This window comes from Planomonospora corallina (assembly GCF_042650625.1).
Classification (GTDB): Bacteria; Actinomycetota; Actinomycetes; order Streptosporangiales; family Streptosporangiaceae; genus Planomonospora_B; species Planomonospora_B corallina.
This window is the reverse complement of the sequence record NZ_JBHSBM010000013.1, coordinates 102,872-120,152: the sequence shown is the minus strand read 5'-3', so window position 1 is coordinate 120,152 and position 17,281 is coordinate 102,872. Positions and strand designations below refer to the sequence as shown.

Sequence of the window (17,281 nt, the reverse complement as noted above, 5' to 3'; positions counted from 1 at the left end):
CGGGGTCCGCGCCCGCTCCGTCGCATCCGGTCCGTGCCCGGTCCACGCCCGCATCCCGCCACGTCCCTCCCACGCCCGCCTCACCGCACCCGGTCCACGCCCGGATCCCGCCACGCCCGGTCCAGGCCAGGCCGGGCCGTGGCTCCATCCGGTCCCCTCCCGGGCAGGGACGCCCGATGGGACCGGCGGGGTTCACCTCGGCGCCACCGGGGTAGCGCTGGATCTCATGACCCCCGTGCACAGCGCCCCCGGAAACAGCCGCTCCCCCCGGACCGGCAGGCCACCCCGTCCGGCCCGTCCCGGCAGGCTCCGCCGTACCGGCGCTCGCCCGCCTGCCCGCCGGTGAGACGCCCGGCCCCGGCGGCCCCGGCACGGTCCTCACCTGCCGGGCGGCGCCCGGCGCGGCCGCCGGTCTGGTCATCGGAAAGTTCCCCGGCGTCCTCGGCGGGGCGTGACCGTCCGTACGGCTCGGATTGGCCAAACTCTCCGGTGAGCCGTACCGGCGCTCTCCGGTGAGCCGTACCGGCGGGTCAGGTCCGTGGTGCCGGCGCTCGCCGGGATCGGGCCCACCGCGTCGCTGCTCATCGGCGGTCCGGCCTTCGGTGATGATCCGGGCAGGGTGGGCGCGGTGACCGCGGAAAGGCGTACGGCGGGCCTCATATCCTCATTGCCGGTGGCGCTTCCGCTCGGTGCGGGCGTGCGCAAACACCTCAAAGCGCAGGATGATGTTGGCATCGGCGCTCGATAGGAGATCGTTCATGACGCAGAATCCGGCCACGGAGCCGCAGGAGGAGTCCCTGGGCGCGCTGGTCGCCGCGGCCAGCAGCCATATCTCCACCCTGGTCCGAGCCGAGATCGAACTGGCCAAGGCCGAGCTGAGGTTCGACGCCAGGCGGGTCGGCCTCGCGGCGGGGCTGTTCGCCGCCGCCGCCTTCATCGCCCACCTGTGCCTGATCCTCGCCTCCTTCGCCATCGCCTACACGCTGGTGGGCGTGTTCGACTGGGCGGAGGGCTGGGCCTTCGCGGTCGTCACCCTCTTCTACCTGGTCGTCGCAGGTCTCCTGGTCTTCGTCGGCATCCGGCGGCTCAAGGGCCTGACCGGGATGAAGCGCACGCTGCGCTCGCTCAAGACCATCAAGAGCGGAGAGAGCGAGCCCTCGCGGGCCGAGGCCTCCCCCGAGCCGGCGAGACCCGACCAGTGAGCCGCCCGGACGAATCCACGGTCCTCATCGAGGGCCCGTGGACCCACCGCTCCGTGCACGCCCGCGGCACCCGGTTCCACATCGTGGAGGCCGGCGAGGGCCCCCTGGTGCTCCTGCTGCACGGCTTCCCCCTGTTCTGGTGGAGCTGGCGCCACCAGCTCGTCTCCCTGCCCGCCGCGGGCTACCGCGCCGTCGCCGTGGACCTGCGCGGGTACGGCGCGACCGACAAGCCGCCGCGCGGCTACGACCTGCCGGCCCTGGCCGCCGACGCGACCGGGTTGATCCGCGCCCTCGGCGAGACCGGCGCCGTCGTCGTCGGTCACGGCTGGGGCGGGCTCATCGCCTGGACGATGGCCGCACTCGAGCCGAAGACGGTCCGGCGGCTGGTCCCGGTGGCGTCCCCGCACCCGCTCCGGCTCCGCTCCGCGCTCCGCTCCGACCTCTTCGGCCAGATGCGGGCCAGCGGCCACGCGCTCGGCTTCCAGCTGCCGTTCCTGCCCGAGCACCGCCTGACCACCGACGGCGCCGCGCTGGTCGGCAGGATGCTGGACGAGTGGTCGGGACCCGCCTGGCCGGACGAGGAGGTGTCCCGGACCTACCGCGAGGCCTTCGGCATCCTCAACGTCGCCCACTGCGCGCTGGAGTACCACCGCTGGTTCGCCCGCTCGCAGCTCCGCCCGGACGGGCTGCGTTACGCGCGCGCCATGCGGGCCGAGATCGAGACGCCCACGCTGCACCTGCACGGCGCGCTCGACCGGCGCATGCTCCCGCGCACCGCCCAGGGATCCGGCCTCCACGTGGCGGCCCCCTACCGGTGGCGGCTGATCGAGGGGGCCGGGCACTTCCCCCACGAGGAGCGGCCCGAGGAGTTCGACACCGAGCTGATCTCCTGGCTGGCCGACCCGGAGCCCGACCGGTGACCCCCGGCGACCGCGAGCCCGGTGCCGGAACCGGCCCGGCGGTCCCGCGCGACCGTGATCCGGAGGGCCGGGCCCGCAACCAGCGACCCCGTGACGCGTTCGGGCGCCCGCTGCCGCACGGGGCCGAGGGCGTGGAACGTGTCCCGGACGACTACGCGCCGGACGCCGCCGAGGCGATCGCCGAGGCGCACCGCCTGCTCGGGGAGGGCCGCCCCTTCCACGCCCACGAGGTGCTGGAGGCCCGTTGGAAGACCGGCCCCGCGGCCGAGCGCGACCTGTGGCAGGGGCTGGCGCAGATCTGCGTCGGTCTCACCCACCTCCAGCGGGGCAACCCGCGCGGGGCCGCGGCGCTGCTCGCCCGCGGCGCCGACCGGATCGCCGGGTACGGCATGCCGTACCGGGCGGTCGCCGCGGCGGCCCTCGACCTGGGCGGCTCGGCGGAGCCGGACCCGGCCGAGGCGATCGACCGGATCAGGTCGCTGCTTCCGAGCCCGTGAGCCCGGACCGGACCACCGCCCCGGAGCGGGCGAGCCCGGCACGCCGCTCCGGAACCCGCGGGCCGGACCCGGGCCGCCGCCCCGGAGCAGGCGGACCGGCCTGAGTCACCGGAGCAGGCGGACCGGCCGGGGTCAGTGGTCGCACTCCTGGGTGCTGACCCGGTTGAAGAGCCGGGCGCCGTCCTCGGCGTCCGGAGCCACCTCGGCCGCGGTGAGGACGTAACCGGTCTCCTGCTGGTCGAGCGCGGCGGCGAAGACGACGCCGTAGACCTCTCCGTCGGGGGTGAGCAGCGGCCCTCCGGAGTTGCCCTGGCGGACCAGGCCGCGGATCGCGTAGACGTCGCGCTCGACCTTGTTGCGCTCGTAGATGTCGGTGCCCCGGGCCTGCTGCCGGGTCCGGATGCGGGCCTCGTTGGGCGTGAAGCCCTTGCCGTGCGGGAAGCCCGCGATGATGGCGTCGTCGCCCCTTTCGACCTCTCCGGCGTGGAAGCGCAGGATCGGCAGGTCGAGCCCGGGGACGTACAGGATCGCGATGTCCCGGTCGGGGTTGTAGAGCACGACCTTGGCCGAGCGGGAGTCGCCGCGGTAGTCGGTGACCTGCAGGTCCTGGTCGACCCCGGCGACCACGTGGGCGTTGGTCATGATCTTGTTCTGCGCGTAGACGAACCCGGTGCCCTCGATGTGCTTGCGGCAGCTCGTGGCGACGCCCTGCACCTTGACGATGCTCCTGCGGGCCCGCTGCAGCCGCGGGTTGCCCTTCAGCACGCCCGCGTCGGGCGGGTCCACCGCGACGATGCTGCCGCCCCCGATGCCGTCGAACACCTTGGGGAAGCCCGACTTGTCGATGAAGTCCTTGATCGGGTCCTGGATGTCCTTGGCCGCCTGCGGCATCGCGTCGTCGACGGTGCTCAGCAGCAGCGACTTGTGGACCTGCTCGCTGAGCAGCGTGAACTGGGAGGAGGCCACCAGGCTGCCGATGAACCAGGTGCCGACCAGCACCGCCAGGGCGCTGGCGAACGTGCCCCCGACCGCGTCGACGACCTTGGCGGGCTCCCAGGTGACGTGGCTGCGGATCACCGCGCCGATCGTCGAGGAGGCGAACTGGCCGATGACGGCGGTGAGGAAGACGATCACGATGGCCAGCAGAGCCTGCTCGGTGTCCCCGTCGACCACCGCGCCGGCGATCGGGGGGGCGATGAAGACGCCCAGCACGAGCCCGCCGACGAACCCGACGAAGCTCATGGCCCCGATGATGAACCCCTGCCGATATCCCGACACCGCGAAGGCCACCATCAGGGCGATCAGGACAAGGTCCAGGAGATCACCGTTCACCCCTTTACGGTATCCAGCCGCCGCCTGGCGCGCGTAGCCCTTCTCCGAGCTCAGTTGTGGTTATGGTGGTTCGCATGGCATCGATCGGGGGGCCGGTGTCCGTTGCGTCATTGATCGAGGCGGCACTGGAAGATCCAGACCATGACGGCGCGGTCCGCTGGCAGGCGATAACCCTCCTGCAGCAGCGGGGCGACCTGGAGACCTTCACGGCCGCCCGGCGGCTGTGCGCGGGGGAGACGGAGGCCGAGCGCATGCTCGGCGTCGACATCCTCGGGCGGCTCGGCTTCACCGACCGCAGCCTGCCGGTCCTGCGCTTCCTCGCCGCCGCCGAGGACGACCCGATGGTGCTCTACTCGGTGCTGATCGCCTTCGGCCACATGCGCGACCGCCGCGCGCTGCCCTCGGTGATCGAGCTGTCCGAGCATCCCGACGCGGGCGTCCGGTACGGCGCCGCCTACGCGCTGCCGAACATCGTCGGCCGCCCGCCCGACCCCGCCGGTCTGGACGCTCTGCGCCGCCTGACCTCCGACCCGGACGAGGATGTGGCCGACTGGGCCTGCCTGGGCATGACGCTGCTGGGCTCCCGCTAGGGACCGGCCGCTCAGCCGCGGGAGGCGAGGTTCAGGACGTCCGGGGGGATGTCCTCGGCCCGCGAGCGGTCCCAGGGGCGCGCGAAGTCCGAGACGGCGAGCACCCGGTCGAGCACACCCGCGGTGAACCCCCAGACCAGCAGGCCGCGCACCCGGAACGCCGGCGCCGCGTAGCCGCTCGGGTGGCGCAGCAGAAGCCGGTTGGCCGGGTCCACCAGCTCGGCGATCGGGACCCGCTCCACCGCCTCCACCTCGTCGGGCGAGGCGGCGTGCACGGCGGAGGGGGTGTGCCACCAGCCGATCACCGGGGTCACCCGGTTGTCGCTGCGCCAGACGTACAGCTCGGGCATGGTGCCGACCACGTGCACGCCCGCCGGCTCCAGGCCGGTCTCCTCCTCGGCCTCGCGCAGCGCGGCGCCGACCGGGCCGTCGTCACCGGGGTCGACGCCGCCGCCGGGGAAGGCCGGCTGTCCCGCGTGCCGCCGCCCGTTCGAGCTGCGCTGGATCAGCAGCACGTCGGGACCGAGCGGCCCCTCGCCGAACAGCAGCAGCACCGCGGCCCGCCGCCCTCCGGACGCGGGAGGGCGCAGCTCCGCGGGGACCGGTGTCTCCGCCGCCCGCTCGGCGAGCCTCTCCAGCCACTCGGGTACTTCCACCGCCACACCTCCGGTCCTGTCGCAACCCTTGAACACGACATCCGCGCCCGCGCTTCCCCGCAGGCAGCGCCCTCGCCCCGCCCTGCCGCGGAAAACGGATCCGGCCCGGGCCCCGGACGCGCTACGAGAAGGGGCCCGGCCGCACCAGTTTGGCCGCCTGCGCGTGGTCCGTGGGGCCGGTGCCGTACGACGGGCACAGGGCGGCCAGCGGGCACGCGCCGCAGGCGGGCTTGCGGGCGTGGCAGATGCGGCGGCCGTGCCAGATCAGGCGGTGCGACGCCATCGTCCAGTCGCGCTTCGGGATGAGCCCGGCGACGACGTGCTCGATTTTGACCGGGTCGGTCTCCGTGGTCCAGCCGAACCGGCGCACGAGCCGCTGGAAGTGGGTGTCCACGGTGATGCCGGGCACGTTAAAGGCGTTGCCGAGCACGACGTTGGCGGTCTTCCGCCCGACGCCGGGCAGGGCCACGAGATCCTCCAGCCTGCCGGGGACCTCGCCTCCGTGCCGTTCGCACAGCGCCTGCGCCATGCCGATGATGCTCGCGGTCTTGGCCCGGAAGAACCCCGTGGGCCGGATGATCTCCTCCAGCTCGGCCCGGTCCGCCCCGGCGTAGTCCTCCGCCGTCCGGTACTTTGCGAAAAGCGGGGGAGTGACCAGATTGACGCGCTTGTCGGTGCACTGCGCGGACAGGATCGTCGCGACCAGCAGCTCCAGCGGATCACCGAAGTCGAGCTCGCAGTGCGCGTCGGGGTAGGTCTCCGCCAGGATGCGGTCCATCCGCCGGGCGCGACGGACCAGCGCGAGTCTGGATTCACCTGCCGGCCGGTCTTCACGGAGCACGGCGACAGCCTATGCCCCCGGGTCCCCGCCGGAGCCCGCGACGGAATGAGTCACAATGGCTGTTGCGGACGCTGAGGACCGGTGCCGAGGCGCCCGCGACGGAACCACCCACCAGCGCAGCGCCAGAGGACGACGTGCGGACACGAGAGCAGAGAGCGGGGCGTTCGCCGGCGGCACCACGCGAGCGCGGCAAGCCCGAGGACGATGCGTGAACCCTCAACAAGGAGGCACCGTGAACACCGACGACGTGCTGGCCAAGGCCCCTCTGTTCTCCGCTCTCGACCGTGAGGGCGCCGCCGCCCTGCGCACGAGCGTCACCGAGGTCCAGCTGCCCAAGGGGCAGACCCTCTTCAACGAGAACGAGACCGGCGACCGCCTCTACGTCGTCCTCGAAGGCAAGATCAAGCTGTCCAGGACCGCGCCCGACGGCCGGGAGAACCTCCTCAGCGTCCTCGGTCCCGGGGAGATGTTCGGCGAGCTCTCGCTCTTCGACCCCCGCCCCCGTACGGCCTCCGCCATCGCGCTGACCGAGGTCCGCCTGGCCGGGCTCGGCCACGACGACCTGCGCCCCTGGCTGACCGGCCGCCCCGAGGTCGCCCTCCACCTGCTGCGCGCCCTCGCCCAGCGGCTGCGCCGTACCAACGACGTCCTGGCCGACCTGGTCTTCACCGACGTCCCCGGCCGGGTCGCCAAGGCCCTGATCGACCTCGCCGACCGGTTCGGCAAGAAGGTCGACGACGGCGTCCGGGTCCACCACGACCTCACCCAGGAGGAGCTGGCCCAGCTCGTCGGCGCCTCCCGCGAGACGGTGAACAAGGCCCTGGCCGACTTCGCCCAGCGCGGCTGGCTGCGGATCGAGGCCAAGGCCGTGGTCATCATGGACATGGAGCGCCTGCACAACCGCTCCCGCTAGGAGCCCCGGGGTCCCGGCCGGCCGGGACCCGCGAGCCCGCACACCGGCGGGTCCGCGGCCCCGCGGACCGGCGGCCCCGCGGCCCCGCGGACCGGCGGCCCCGCGGACCGCGCCGGGTGGGACCGACGGACCGGGCGGGACGCTCAGCCGAGGCCGAGATACTCCAGCTGCGCCCGGACCGACATCTCGGCCGCGGGCCAGAGCGAGCGGTCCACCTCCGCATAGACGGTCTCGACGATCCGGCGGGGCGTGACGGCCCCGGCCGCGTACGCCCGGCGGATCTGGTCCAGGCGCTGCCTGCGGTGCGCGATGTAGCCGTCCAGCGCGCCGACCGGGTCCGGCAGCACCGGCCCGTGGCCCGGGAGCAGCGCCCGCGCGCCCACCCGCTCGACGGCGGCGCGGAGCCGGTCCAGGGAGCGGAGATACTCGGCCAGGTGGCCGTCGGGGGCGATCACGGTGGTGCCCCGGCCGAGCACGGTGTCACCGGTCAGCACCGCCCCGTCCTCCGGGAGCCAGAAGCAGAGCGAGTCGAACGAGTGCCCCGGCGTGCCCACCACGTGCAGTTCCAGGTCGCCCGCACGGAGCACGTCGCCGTCGTCCAGCCCCTCGTCGCCGAGCCGGTGCCGGGGGTCCAGCGCCCGCACCGGAGCGCCGACCAGCTCGGCGAAGGCCCGCGCGCCGCCGCTGTGGTCGTGGTGCCCGTGGGTGAGCAGGATCGCGGCCACCCTGCGCCCCCCCAGATGACCGGCCACCCGGGCCAGGTGCCCCGCGTCGTCCGGCCCCGGATCGACGACCAGCACCTCCTCGCCCCGGCCGATCACCCAGGTGTTCGTGCCGTCCAGCGTCATGGGCGACGGGTTCGGGGCCAGCAGGTTGAGCGCGTGCTCGGTGCCCGCCCCGTCCGGCCCCTCCAGCGGTATCCGCAGACCGCTCATACGGCCCCCTCGCCGTTCACGCGGCGCCGAAGCGGTAGTCGTCGTCGAGCACGATCCGCATCTCGCCGTCCACCTCCGCGATCCTCGGCATGAACGTGACGATCTCCCGCTCGGCCGCCAGCACGTCCGCGACCTTCTCGTAGCCGGCCATCTCGCCCAGTGTGCGGTGGGTGGGCGGCATGAGGAAGATCTCCCCCCGAGCCGCCTGCGCGATCGCGTCGCCGGGCCGTACCCAGGCGACCTGGTCGGCCTCGCCGCCGACGTCGCGGGTGCGCTGGCCGGGCGGGAGGGCGGCGACGAAGAACCGGGTGTCGTAGCGCTTGCTCTCCACCTCCGGGGTGATCCAGTGCGCCCAGGGGCGGAGCAGGTCGGAGCGGAGGACCAGGCTGCGCCTGCCGAGGAAGTCGGCGAAGGACAGGGTCCGGTCGATCAGCGCGAGCCGGTCGGCCTCCCAGTCCTCGCCGGTGGTGTCGTCCACCACGGACTCCGCCGACGAGCCGGCCAGCAGCACGCCCGACTCCTCGAAGGTCTCCCGGACCGCGGCGCAGACCAGGCCCCGCGCGGTGTTCTCGTCGGCGCGGAAGACCTCGCCCCACCGCGCGGGCGAGGGCCCGGCCCAGGCGATCGCCTGGTCGGTGTCGCGGGGGTCCACCGAGCCGCCGGGGAAGACGTAGGCCCCGGCCGCGAAGGCCATGCTCGCCTTCCGCCGGAGCAGGTAGACCTGGACGCCCTCCCTCAGGAGGACCACGGTGGCGGCGTCCCGGGCCGGGACGGGGTCCGCCCGCCCGGCCAGGATGTCACGCGCTCGCTCGCCGAGCTCCCCGGGAAGCGGAATCCCACCCATGCCTGCGACCTTTCGCCCGAATCACCCGAACATCACTCGGTTTCAGGTTCATCATCGGGCACGGCTCCCGCTCCGGACAATCGTCAGCGCACCTCGGCGACCACTTCGACCTCGACGGGCGCGTCCAGCGGGAGGACCGCGACGCCCACCGCGCTGCGGGCGTGCTTGCCGGCCTCGCCCAGCACCTCGCCGAGCAGCTCGCTGGCGCCGTTGACCACCTGCGGGTGCCCGGTGAAGTCCGGGGCGCTGGCGACGTAGCCGACGACCTTGACGATCCGGACCACGTTCGACAGCCCGCCGGCCACCGACGCGACCGCGGCCAACGCGTTGAGCGCGCAGGTCCGGGCCAGTGCGTAGCCTTCCTCGGCGGTCACCTCGGCCCCGAGCTTGCCGGTCGCCGCGAGCTTGCCGTCCACCATCGGGAGCTGGCCCGAGGTGTAGACGTGGTTCCCCGAGCGCACGGCCGGGACGTAGGCGGCCAGCGGCGGCACGACCTCGGGCAGCTTCAGGCCGAGCTCGGCCAGCTTCTCCTCCGGAGTCACCGGCTACTCCTTCGGGCGCTTGAGGTAGGCGACCAGCTGCTCGGGGTTCGGCCCCGGCACGACCTGGACGAGCTCCCAGCCGTCCTGGCCCCAGTTGTCGAGGATCTGCTTGGTCGCGTGGACCAGCAGCGGCACCGTCGAGTACTCCCATTTCGTCATGCGAGACACATTAGCGAGGCGGGCGCGGCCGGGCGGGACCGGCATGACACAGCCGGGCGCGTGCCCGCGTGGAGCGTTTTTGACCGATGTGAAGCTCGTCCCAAACCAGCACCGGCGCGAGTCTGCAAGTGACCGTTGGGTAGCCTTCGAGATGTGAACGCGCGCGACACCGACTGGGATGGAGTACGGCTTCACGTCGTCACCGGAAAGGGCGGGACCGGCAAGACGACGGTCGCCGCCGCACTCGCCCTGGCCCTGGCCGCGGGCGGTCGCAAGGTCCTGCTGGTCGAGGTGGAGGGACGGCAGGGGATCGCGCAGATCTTCGACCTGCCGCCGCTGCCGTACGAGGAGCGCAAGATCGCCGTCGCGCCGGACGGCGGCGACGTCTACGCGCTGGCCATCGACCCCGAAGAGGCCATGCTCGACTACCTCGAGATGTTCTACGGCATGCGCCGGGCCGGGCGGGCGCTGACCAAGCTGGGCATCGTCGACTTCGCCACCACCATCGCCCCCGGTTTCCGCGACGTCCTCGTCACCGGAAAGACCACCGAGGCCGTCCGGCGCAAGGACAAGGCCGGCCGGCGGGTCTACGACGCGGTCGTCCTGGACGCGCCGCCGACCGGCCGGATCGTCCGCTTCCTGAACGTCACCGGCGAGGTCTCCGGGCTCGCCCGGATGGGACCGATCAAGAACCACGCCGACCTCGTGAAGAACGTCGTCGCCTCTCCCGAGACCGCCGTGCACTTCGTCACGCTCCTGGAGGAGATGCCGGTCCAGGAGACCCTCGACGGGCTCGCCGAGCTCCGCCGGGCGGGGCTCCCGCCCGGCGGAGTCTTCACCAACATGGTCAGGACCTCCCAGCTGCCCCCGGAGGCCGTCGAGGCGGCCGCCGCCGGGCGGTTCGACCCGGCCGAGCTGGCGCTGGGCCTCAAGGCCGCCGGGCTGGCCGACGGCGCCGCCGACGCCGCCACCGTGGCCGCCGCCCTCAGCGAGGAGATCGTCGAGTACGCCCGCCGTACCGAGCTGGAGCGCCAGGAGCGGGCCTCGCTCGACGCGGCCGGACGGCCTCGCTACGAGCTTCCGCTGCTGCCCGACGGGATCGACCTCGCCGGACTGTACGAGTTGGCCGAATCCATCCGCACCCAGGGAGCGGCATGACAGAGCGGCTCGGAGGTCACCGGCCCCCGCCGGAGCTCGACCTCGACGCGATCATCGACGACCGGAACACCAGGATCATCGTGTGCTGCGGCTCCGGCGGCGTGGGCAAGACCACCACCGCGGCCGCCCTCGGCCTGCGCGCCGCCGAGCGCGGGCGCAGCGCCGTGGTCCTCACCGTGGACCCCGCGCGGCGGCTGGCCCAGTCGATGGGCCTGACCGAGCTCGACAACACGCCCCGGCCCGTCGCGGGAGTGGAGGGGCCGGGCGAGCTGCACGCCATGATGCTCGACATGAAGCGGACCTTCGACGAGATCATCGAGGCGCACGCCGATCCCGAGCGGGCCCAGCAGATCCTGTCGAACCCCTTCTACCAGTCCCTGTCGTCCAGCTTCGCCGGCACGCAGGAGTACATGGCGATGGAGAAGCTCGGCCAGCTCCGCCGGACGGGCGAGTGGGACCTGATCATCGTGGACACCCCGCCGTCCCGGTCCGCCCTGGACTTCCTGGACGCGCCGGAGCGGCTCGGCCGCTTCCTCGACGGGCGGTTCATCCGCCTGCTGATGGCCCCCGCCAAGGCGGGCGGGCGCAGCGCCTTCAAACTCTTCAACGCCGGCTTCGGATTCGTCGCCGGCGCCCTGAACAAGCTCCTGGGCGCCCAGCTGATCAAGGATCTGCAGACGTTCGTCTCCGCCCTGGACGCCGTCTTCGGCGGGTTCCGCGCCCGGGCCGAGCAGACCTACCGGCTGCTGCAGGCTCCGGGGACCGCGTTCGTGGTCGTCGCCGCGCCCGAGCGGGACGCGATGCGCGAGGCCTCGTACTTCGTGGAGAGACTCGCCGAGGAGCGCATGCCGCTGGCCGGGCTCGTGGTCAACCGGGTGCACCGCTCGCCCATGTCCGGCCTGACGGCCGCCCGGAGCTGCGCGGCGGCGGAGGACCTGGAGGCGCGGGGCGAGCACGAGCTGACCTCGGCGGTGCTGCGGCTGCACGCCGACCGGATGCAGCTGGCCGCCCGCGAGCACCGCGAGCAGGAGCACTTCTCCTCCGCCCACCCCACGGTGCCGGTGACCCAGGTGCCCGCGATGCCCACCGACGTGCACGACCTGGAGGGCCTGCGCGAGGTGGGCGCCCTCCTGGCCGAGCCGCGGAGTTCCGCGGCGGCCTGACACCGGCCGCCGCAGAAGCCACGCCGCAGAAGCCACGGAGCCGCGGGACCGCCCCGGACCGCTCAGCGGGCCGCGACGGCGCCCTGCGCGCGCGGGACCTCCGGGAGTCGCACTCGGAGGCGTGCTCGGCGGACATGGCATGCGTACGGCCGGCGGGCGGCGCCGGCCGTACGGACCGGATCATACGGGGGCTCTTCCTCGGATTCAGCCGGCGATCAGCTCGTTCGTCCGCTCGTACTCCTCCTTGGCCATCTCCAGGAGGTCCCGCCAGGAGTCGACGTCGGGGCGCCGGCGCAGCAGCGCCCGGCGCTCTCTCTCGGTCATTCCGCCCCACACCCCGAACTCGATGCGGTTGTCCAGCGCGTCGGCCAGACACTCGGTTCGGACCGGGCATCCTCGGCAGATGAGCTTCGCTCGGTTCTGAGCAGCACCCTGGACGAACAGCGCGTCAGGATCCGCACCCTTGCAGGCCGCGCTGGACGTCCAATCCGTGATCCACATTCGACCCCACTCCCCTTAGGTGGTCAGTCGTGACTTGGAGCCGACGGGCGCGGTCGTCGGGCTTCCTATTCAGTTGCCGCAGAAAGAGAACGTACGCAATGAGACGTTGGGGCCGACAGCCCCCGGCGGGACCAAATTCCCGCATGGTCATCGGCGGCCATCTGGCCGGGAATGACTAGTTACCTCTCGCCGGAACCTGGGAAAGGCCACCTGGATCAAGGACGCGCCAAGCCGGATCAGTCTTCCGTTACCATCCGAGCCGTCCGATCGACGTAGTCTTGGTTCCGTGCAAGCTCTAGGCAAAGATCACAAGTCGCCGGTGGGGAACGTGTTGCGGCTGCTGGCCGCGGGCGCGGGCGCCGGAGTGCTCGTCGCGGCCATCGCGCTCCCCGCGATGGGCGGCGCCGGCGTGACCGCGAAGTCCGCGATCGAGGGGTTGCACCTGCAGCCGGAGGAGCTCAACGAGCCCCCGCTGCCCGAGAGGACCGTCCTCCTCGACGCGAACGGCAAGCAGTTCGCCCAGTTCTACTACGAGAACCGCGAGTCGGTGAAGCTCGACCAGATCGCCGACGTCATGAAGACGGCGATCGTCGCCATCGAGGACAACCGGTTCTACGAGCACGGCGCGATCGACATCGAGGGCACGGCCCGCGCCGCCATGCGGAACTTCTCCGGCGGCGGCGTCGTCCAGGGCGGCTCCTCCATCACCCAGCAGTACGTCAAGCTCGTCCTGGTCAACAGCGCCGAGACCAAGGAGGAGCAGGAGGCCGCGGTCGCGCCCACCCTCGAGCGCAAGCTCAAGGAGCTGCGCTACGCGCTGGCGATCGAGGAGAAGTACACCAAGTCGGAGATCCTGGAGCGCTACCTCAACATCTCCTACTTCGGCGCGGGCGCGTACGGCATCCAGGCCGCCGCCAAGCGGTTCTTCGGCAAGCCGGCCTCCGAGCTGACCCTCTGGGAGGCCGCCACGCTGGCCGGCGCCGTGCAGAACCCCAGCGTGACCGACCCGAACACCGGCAAGGCGGCGCGCCAGCGGCTGCTGGAGCGGCGCAACGTCGTGCTGAACCGCATGTACAAGCTGGGCAAGATCACCAAGGAGGAGGCCGAGGAGGCCAAGGCCAAGAAGCTCGGTTACAAGGACGTCCCGGTCCCCGGCGGCTGCGACCAGAGCGACTACCCCTACTTCTGCCTCTACGTCCAGCACGAGATCCTCAACAACGAGGACTTCGGCAAGACCGCCGAGGCCCGGGAGAAGTTCCTCCAGCGCGGCGGTCTGACGATCAAGACGACGCTCGACCCGCAGGCCCAGAAGGCCTCCGAGAAGGCGATCAGGAAGTACGTCAGGACCAGCGACAAGCCGGTCGCCGCGCAGGCGATGGTCGTGCCGGGCACCGGCGCCATCAAGGCGATGGCCGCCAGCCGCACGTTCGGCCGGAACAAGAAGAAGAACGAGATCAGCTACAACCTCGTGTCCGACGTGGCGCACGGCGGCGGGACGGGGTTCCAGGCCGGCTCCACGTTCAAGCCCTTCACCCTGCTCACCGCCCTGGAGCAGGGCATGAAGCTCAACGACGGCTTCAGCACCGGCTCGGGCTACGCCGCCCCGAGCAACGCCTCCTTCCGCGACTGCAAGGGCAACAAGGTCGGCGAGCCCGGCCACACCGTCCACAACTCCAGTGAGAGCGGCGGCGGCTTCAAGACCCTGACCACCGGCACGCTCGGCTCGGTGAACACCTTCTTCATGAAGCTGGAGGAGGTCGTCGGGCTCTGCGACACCGTCAAGACGGCCCAGAAGCTCGGCATCAAGCGCGCCGACGGCCAGCCGCTGAAGGAGTTCGAGACCTTCACGCTCGGCATCAACGAGATGGACCCGGTCACGGTCGCCGCGGCCTACGCGACGATCGGCGCGCGCGGCGCCTACTGCAAGCCGATGGCCATCACCGAGATCCGCGACCGCAACAACAAGGCCACCTCGTACAAGCCGAAGTGCAAGCAGGTGCTGGACGAGGAGGTCGCCGACGCGGCCAGCCACATCATGTCCGGGGTCTTCACCAAGGGCACGATGAGCGGGGTGGGCGGCATCGGCCGTCCCGCGGCGGGCAAGACCGGTACCACCGACGCCTACACCGCCGCCTGGTTCGCCGGCTACACCCCCGACCTCGCCTCGGCGGTCAGCATCGGCGACCCGCGCGGCGCCTTCAAGCACGACCTGATCGGCGTGACCATCGGCGGACGCTACTACTCCTACGTCTACGGCGCGTCGATCTCCGGGCCGATCTGGAAGGAGTCCATGATCGGCGCGCTGAAGGGCGTGGAGGCGACCCCGTTCACCCCGGTGAACATGGAGCGCTTCGGCGGCTGCTCGGCCGGCCGGTGCGCCCCGCCGCCCAAGAAGAAGCCCGTCGAGGACCGCGGCGGCGACGGCGACCGCGGTGGTGACGGCGGCTTCGACGGCGACGACGGCGGCTTCGACGTCACCGAGCCCCCGGACGGCTGGGGCGAGGGGAACGGCGGCGCGCCGATCGTCCCCTGACCGCTCGCCCGTGAACCGGGGCGTCCGGCCGTTCCAGGCCGGGCGCCCCGTCCCGTCCCCGCTCCAGAGGCGGCACGGGGACGGACAGGAGAAGAGCCCTCCTCGGAGCCGGGCGAACCGGCGGAGGAGGGCTCTTCTCCTGCCTTCAGCGAGCTCTCACGGGCCCGCCCCACGCCCTCGGCGGCCTTTCACAGGCCCGCTCACGCGCCTGCCGGGACCGGGACCGGGGCGGAGGGCCCGGAGCCCGCTCAGGCCGTCAGGCGGGCCCGTACGGCCTGGGCCACCCGGCCCCCCTCGGCCCGCCCGGCGACCTTGGGGTTGAGGACCTTCATGACCTGCCCCATCGCCTGCGGGCCGGAGGCGCCGCTCTCGGCGATGGCCTCGTCCACGAGCGCGGCGAGCTCGGCGTCGGAGAGCTGGGCCGGGAGGTACTCCTCCAGTACGGCCTGCTCGTCCCGCTCCGCCTGCGCCTGCTCCGTGCGGCCGGCCCCGGCGAAGGCCTCCGCCGCCTCACGGCGCTTCTTGGCCTCCTTCGTCAGCACCTTGACGACCTCGTCGTCGGTCAGCTCACGCGCGGTCTTGCCCGAGACCTCCTCGACGTTCACGGCCGCCAGGGCCATGCGGATCGTCCGGGTGCGGATCTCGTCCTTGCTCTTCATCGAGGCCGTCAGATCGGCCTTCAGCTTTTCCTTCAATGCGCTCATGCGGTCCATCTTCCCGCCTCACCAGCCCTGTTGTATTCCGGGTTTCCCGCGGCGGGCCGGATTCCCGGTGCGGCTCGGGCATGATGGAGGGGTGAGGAAAGCAGCCGCGGTACCCCTGTCCCTGCTCGGCGCCGGTGTGGCCGGTCTCGCCTACGCCTCGGTCGTCGAGCGCAACGCGTTCCGCCTGCGCCGTTTCGACGTGCCCGTGCTGGAGCCCGGGCAGCGTCCCGTGCGGATCCTCCACCTGTCCGACCTGCACCTCACCCCGCGCCGGCGGCTGCTCATCGAGTGGGTCCGCTCGCTGGGCGACCTCCGGCCCGACCTGGTGGTCAACACCGGCGACTCCATCGCCCATCCCGAGGCGGTGCCCGCGCTGCTGCACGCGCTCGAGCCGCTGCTGTCCCGCCCGGGCCTGTTCGTCTACGGCTCCAACGACCTCTACTCGCCCCGCCCCAAGAACCCCGCCCGCTACCTGCTGCGCCCCTCCAAGGGCGACAACAGCCGGCGCTCCCCCGACCTGCCCTGGGAGGAGCTGGGCGCCGGGATGGCCGCCGCGGGCTGGCTGGACATGAACAACACCACCGCCCGCGTCAAGGTCGGCGACCTCGACGTGGCGGTGGGGGGCATCCACGACTCCCACATCGACCGCGACCGCTACGACCTGATCGCCGGTCCGGCCCCCGCGGACGCCGACCTCCGCCTGGGCGTGATGCACTCGCCCGAGCCGCGCAACATGACCCACTTCGCCGCCGACGGCTACCAGCTGCTGCTCGCCGGCCACACCCACGGCGGCCAGCTCTGCGTCCCGTTCTACGGCGCGCTGGTCACCAACTGCGGCATCGACCGGGCCCGGGTCAAGGGCCTGAGCCGGCACGACTCCGCCTATCTCCACGTCTCCGCGGGCCTGGGCACCAGCCCGTACTCGCCGGTCCGGTTCGCCTGCTTCCCCGAGGCTTCGCTCCTCACGCTCGTGCCGCGCCGCCGAGGTGTCACAAGCACCCACGAAGTCCGCTAGACTCTCTCAAGCACGAGCAAGACGGCGTGCACCGGGGTGTAGCGCAGTTTGGCAGCGCGCTTCGTTCGGGACGAAGAGGCCGGAGGTTCAAATCCTCTCACCCCGACCCAGTGAGGCCGAGAGGGCCGCTTCCGAAGATCGGAAGCGGCCCTCTCGGTTTTCGCCGACCGCGGCCGCGCCGCCACGGACCGGCCCCCGAAGACGCGGTCCGCGGCGACCCGCCCGGAGCACGGGTCAGCGGCAGGCCAGGCCGCTCAGGTGGTGCCGGGTGTTGAAGTGAACCTTGTCCTTCTTGTTGAACCGGGTCACCTCCCCGTCCGAGTAGAGCACGCTGATGCTCACGCACATGTTCCTGCCGTAGACCTTGACCGGACCGGCGTAGTGCTTGAAGTCGCCGCTGTCGGCGTCGTAGTTGTTCTTCATGCGGTCCTCGGTCCACCGCTGGTTGTACATCGAGATCATCATCGGGGTGGGGCGGCCGTAGCGGGGACTGCCCTTGCGCTTGACGAAGACGGCGCAGTTCCATCCCGTCTTCGCGTTGTAGTAGAGCTTGACGTCGGTGACGTAGTACTTCTTGCCGGTGAGCATGTCCTTCGACGGCACCCGCCAGCTGCCCACGAACGAACCGCTGCAGCCGTAGCCTCCCGCAGAGGCCGAGGCCGGGACGGCCGTGGCGATCCCGGACGTTACCAGTGCCGCCGCCGCGACCACGGCGGCGCGCCTGCGCATGCTCATCTTCACTCTTCCGTTCATCATCGTCTCCTCGTGGTGGGTCC

The 17,281-nt window shown here is 72.2% G+C and carries 19 protein-coding genes and 1 tRNA gene; 10 read left to right on the top strand and 10 right to left on the bottom strand.

The genetic code is table 11. From position 1 onward, the window contains the following. Nucleotides 1-758 precede the first annotated feature (758 nt). From ACFOWE_RS09825 to ACFOWE_RS09815, 3 genes are read left to right on the top strand one after another with little or no spacing between them, the layout of a single operon-like run. Nucleotides 759-1,202, top strand: a complete 444-nt coding sequence (locus tag ACFOWE_RS09825; RefSeq protein ID WP_377286893.1) for a phage holin family protein — start codon at nucleotides 759-761, stop codon at nucleotides 1,200-1,202. Further along, a complete protein-coding gene (locus ACFOWE_RS09820) occupies nucleotides 1,199-2,122 on the top strand; it encodes an alpha/beta fold hydrolase (protein ID WP_377286892.1) in 924 nt (307 codons plus the stop codon). Before ACFOWE_RS09825 ends, ACFOWE_RS09820 begins: the two co-directional genes overlap by 4 nt. After that, on the top strand, nucleotides 2,119-2,619 hold the full coding sequence (locus tag ACFOWE_RS09815; protein ID WP_377286891.1) for a DUF309 domain-containing protein: 501 nt from the start codon (nucleotides 2,119-2,121) through the stop codon (nucleotides 2,617-2,619). The genes ACFOWE_RS09820 and ACFOWE_RS09815 overlap by 4 nt, the downstream gene beginning before the upstream one ends. A gap of 132 nt (nucleotides 2,620-2,751) precedes the next feature. Here ACFOWE_RS09815 and ACFOWE_RS09810 read toward each other — a convergent pair whose 3' ends face one another. Continuing rightward, on the bottom strand, nucleotides 2,752-3,951 hold the full coding sequence (locus tag ACFOWE_RS09810; RefSeq protein ID WP_377286889.1) for a MarP family serine protease: 1,200 nt from the start codon (nucleotides 3,949-3,951) through the stop codon (nucleotides 2,752-2,754). Nucleotides 3,952-4,025: 74 nt separating this feature from the next. Between ACFOWE_RS09810 and ACFOWE_RS09805 the strand changes: the two genes are divergently transcribed. Then, a complete protein-coding gene (locus ACFOWE_RS09805) occupies nucleotides 4,026-4,541 on the top strand; it encodes a HEAT repeat domain-containing protein (RefSeq protein WP_377286887.1) in 516 nt (171 codons plus the stop codon). An 11-nt stretch (nucleotides 4,542-4,552) separates the two neighbouring features. Here ACFOWE_RS09805 and ACFOWE_RS09800 read toward each other — a convergent pair whose 3' ends face one another. Together ACFOWE_RS09800 and nth are read right to left on the bottom strand one after the other, a co-directional pair. Then, nucleotides 4,553-5,197 (bottom strand): NUDIX hydrolase, encoded by a 645-nt coding sequence (locus ACFOWE_RS09800; protein ID WP_377286886.1) that lies wholly within the window; start codon nucleotides 5,195-5,197, stop codon nucleotides 4,553-4,555. A 121-nt stretch (nucleotides 5,198-5,318) separates the two neighbouring features. Beyond that, the gene (gene nth / locus ACFOWE_RS09795; protein ID WP_377286885.1) at nucleotides 5,319-6,038 is read right to left on the bottom strand and encodes an endonuclease III; all 720 of its coding nucleotides are present in this window, start codon (nucleotides 6,036-6,038) and stop codon (nucleotides 5,319-5,321) included. A gap of 232 nt (nucleotides 6,039-6,270) precedes the next feature. Between nth and ACFOWE_RS09790 the strand changes: the two genes are divergently transcribed. Continuing rightward, nucleotides 6,271-6,951 carry a Crp/Fnr family transcriptional regulator gene (locus tag ACFOWE_RS09790; protein WP_377286884.1) on the top strand — a complete coding sequence of 227 codons (681 nt, stop codon included), beginning with the start codon at nucleotides 6,271-6,273 and terminating at the stop codon, nucleotides 6,949-6,951. A gap of 143 nt (nucleotides 6,952-7,094) precedes the next feature. On the opposite strand, the gene ACFOWE_RS09785 is transcribed toward ACFOWE_RS09790, so the two are convergent. From ACFOWE_RS09785 to ACFOWE_RS09770, 4 genes are all read right to left on the bottom strand, one after another. Next, the gene (locus ACFOWE_RS09785) at nucleotides 7,095-7,886 is read right to left on the bottom strand and encodes an MBL fold metallo-hydrolase (protein ID WP_377286883.1); all 792 of its coding nucleotides are present in this window, start codon (nucleotides 7,884-7,886) and stop codon (nucleotides 7,095-7,097) included. Nucleotides 7,887-7,902: 16 nt separating this feature from the next. Continuing rightward, nucleotides 7,903-8,730, bottom strand: coding sequence for an NUDIX hydrolase (locus ACFOWE_RS09780; protein WP_377286882.1), 828 nt, complete (start codon nucleotides 8,728-8,730; stop codon nucleotides 7,903-7,905). Nucleotides 8,731-8,813: 83 nt separating this feature from the next. Continuing rightward, the gene (locus tag ACFOWE_RS09775; RefSeq protein WP_377286881.1) at nucleotides 8,814-9,272 is read right to left on the bottom strand and encodes a RidA family protein; all 459 of its coding nucleotides are present in this window, start codon (nucleotides 9,270-9,272) and stop codon (nucleotides 8,814-8,816) included. A 3-nt stretch (nucleotides 9,273-9,275) separates the two neighbouring features. Then, entirely contained in the window at nucleotides 9,276-9,431 is a 156-nt protein-coding gene (locus tag ACFOWE_RS09770) for a DUF4177 domain-containing protein (RefSeq protein WP_141703503.1), read from the bottom strand. Between the two features lie 153 nt (nucleotides 9,432-9,584). Between ACFOWE_RS09770 and ACFOWE_RS09765 the strand changes: the two genes are divergently transcribed. Together ACFOWE_RS09765 and ACFOWE_RS09760 are read left to right on the top strand one after the other, a co-directional pair. Next, complete coding sequence (locus ACFOWE_RS09765) at nucleotides 9,585-10,589, top strand: ArsA-related P-loop ATPase (RefSeq protein ID WP_377286880.1); 1,005 nt, start codon at nucleotides 9,585-9,587, stop codon at nucleotides 10,587-10,589. After that, complete coding sequence (locus tag ACFOWE_RS09760) at nucleotides 10,586-11,752, top strand: ArsA family ATPase (protein ID WP_377286879.1); 1,167 nt, start codon at nucleotides 10,586-10,588, stop codon at nucleotides 11,750-11,752. Before ACFOWE_RS09765 ends, ACFOWE_RS09760 begins: the two co-directional genes overlap by 4 nt. Nucleotides 11,753-11,956: 204 nt before the next feature. On the opposite strand, the gene ACFOWE_RS09755 is transcribed toward ACFOWE_RS09760, so the two are convergent. Continuing rightward, nucleotides 11,957-12,253 (bottom strand): WhiB family transcriptional regulator, encoded by a 297-nt coding sequence (locus ACFOWE_RS09755; RefSeq protein WP_344863725.1) that lies wholly within the window; start codon nucleotides 12,251-12,253, stop codon nucleotides 11,957-11,959. Between the two features lie 319 nt (nucleotides 12,254-12,572). On the opposite strand from ACFOWE_RS09755, the gene ACFOWE_RS09750 reads away from it, so the two are divergent. After that, nucleotides 12,573-14,786: a transglycosylase domain-containing protein gene (locus tag ACFOWE_RS09750; protein ID WP_377286877.1), complete on the top strand. Its 2,214-nt coding sequence runs from the start codon at nucleotides 12,573-12,575 to the stop codon at nucleotides 14,784-14,786. 248 nt (nucleotides 14,787-15,034) lie between these two features. On the opposite strand, the gene ACFOWE_RS09745 is transcribed toward ACFOWE_RS09750, so the two are convergent. Then, complete coding sequence (locus ACFOWE_RS09745; RefSeq protein ID WP_377286876.1) at nucleotides 15,035-15,490, bottom strand: GatB/YqeY domain-containing protein; 456 nt, start codon at nucleotides 15,488-15,490, stop codon at nucleotides 15,035-15,037. A 91-nt stretch (nucleotides 15,491-15,581) separates the two neighbouring features. Between ACFOWE_RS09745 and ACFOWE_RS09740 the strand changes: the two genes are divergently transcribed. Then, nucleotides 15,582-16,505, top strand: a complete 924-nt coding sequence (locus ACFOWE_RS09740; RefSeq protein ID WP_377286875.1) for a metallophosphoesterase — start codon at nucleotides 15,582-15,584, stop codon at nucleotides 16,503-16,505. A gap of 32 nt (nucleotides 16,506-16,537) precedes the next feature. Further along, nucleotides 16,538-16,611 (top strand) — tRNA-Pro (locus ACFOWE_RS09735). 128 nt (nucleotides 16,612-16,739) lie between these two features. Here the strand turns inward: ACFOWE_RS09735 and ACFOWE_RS09730 are convergent. Continuing rightward, nucleotides 16,740-17,281: hypothetical protein (locus ACFOWE_RS09730; protein WP_377286874.1), on the bottom strand; the 542-nt coding region annotated here is incomplete at its 5' end.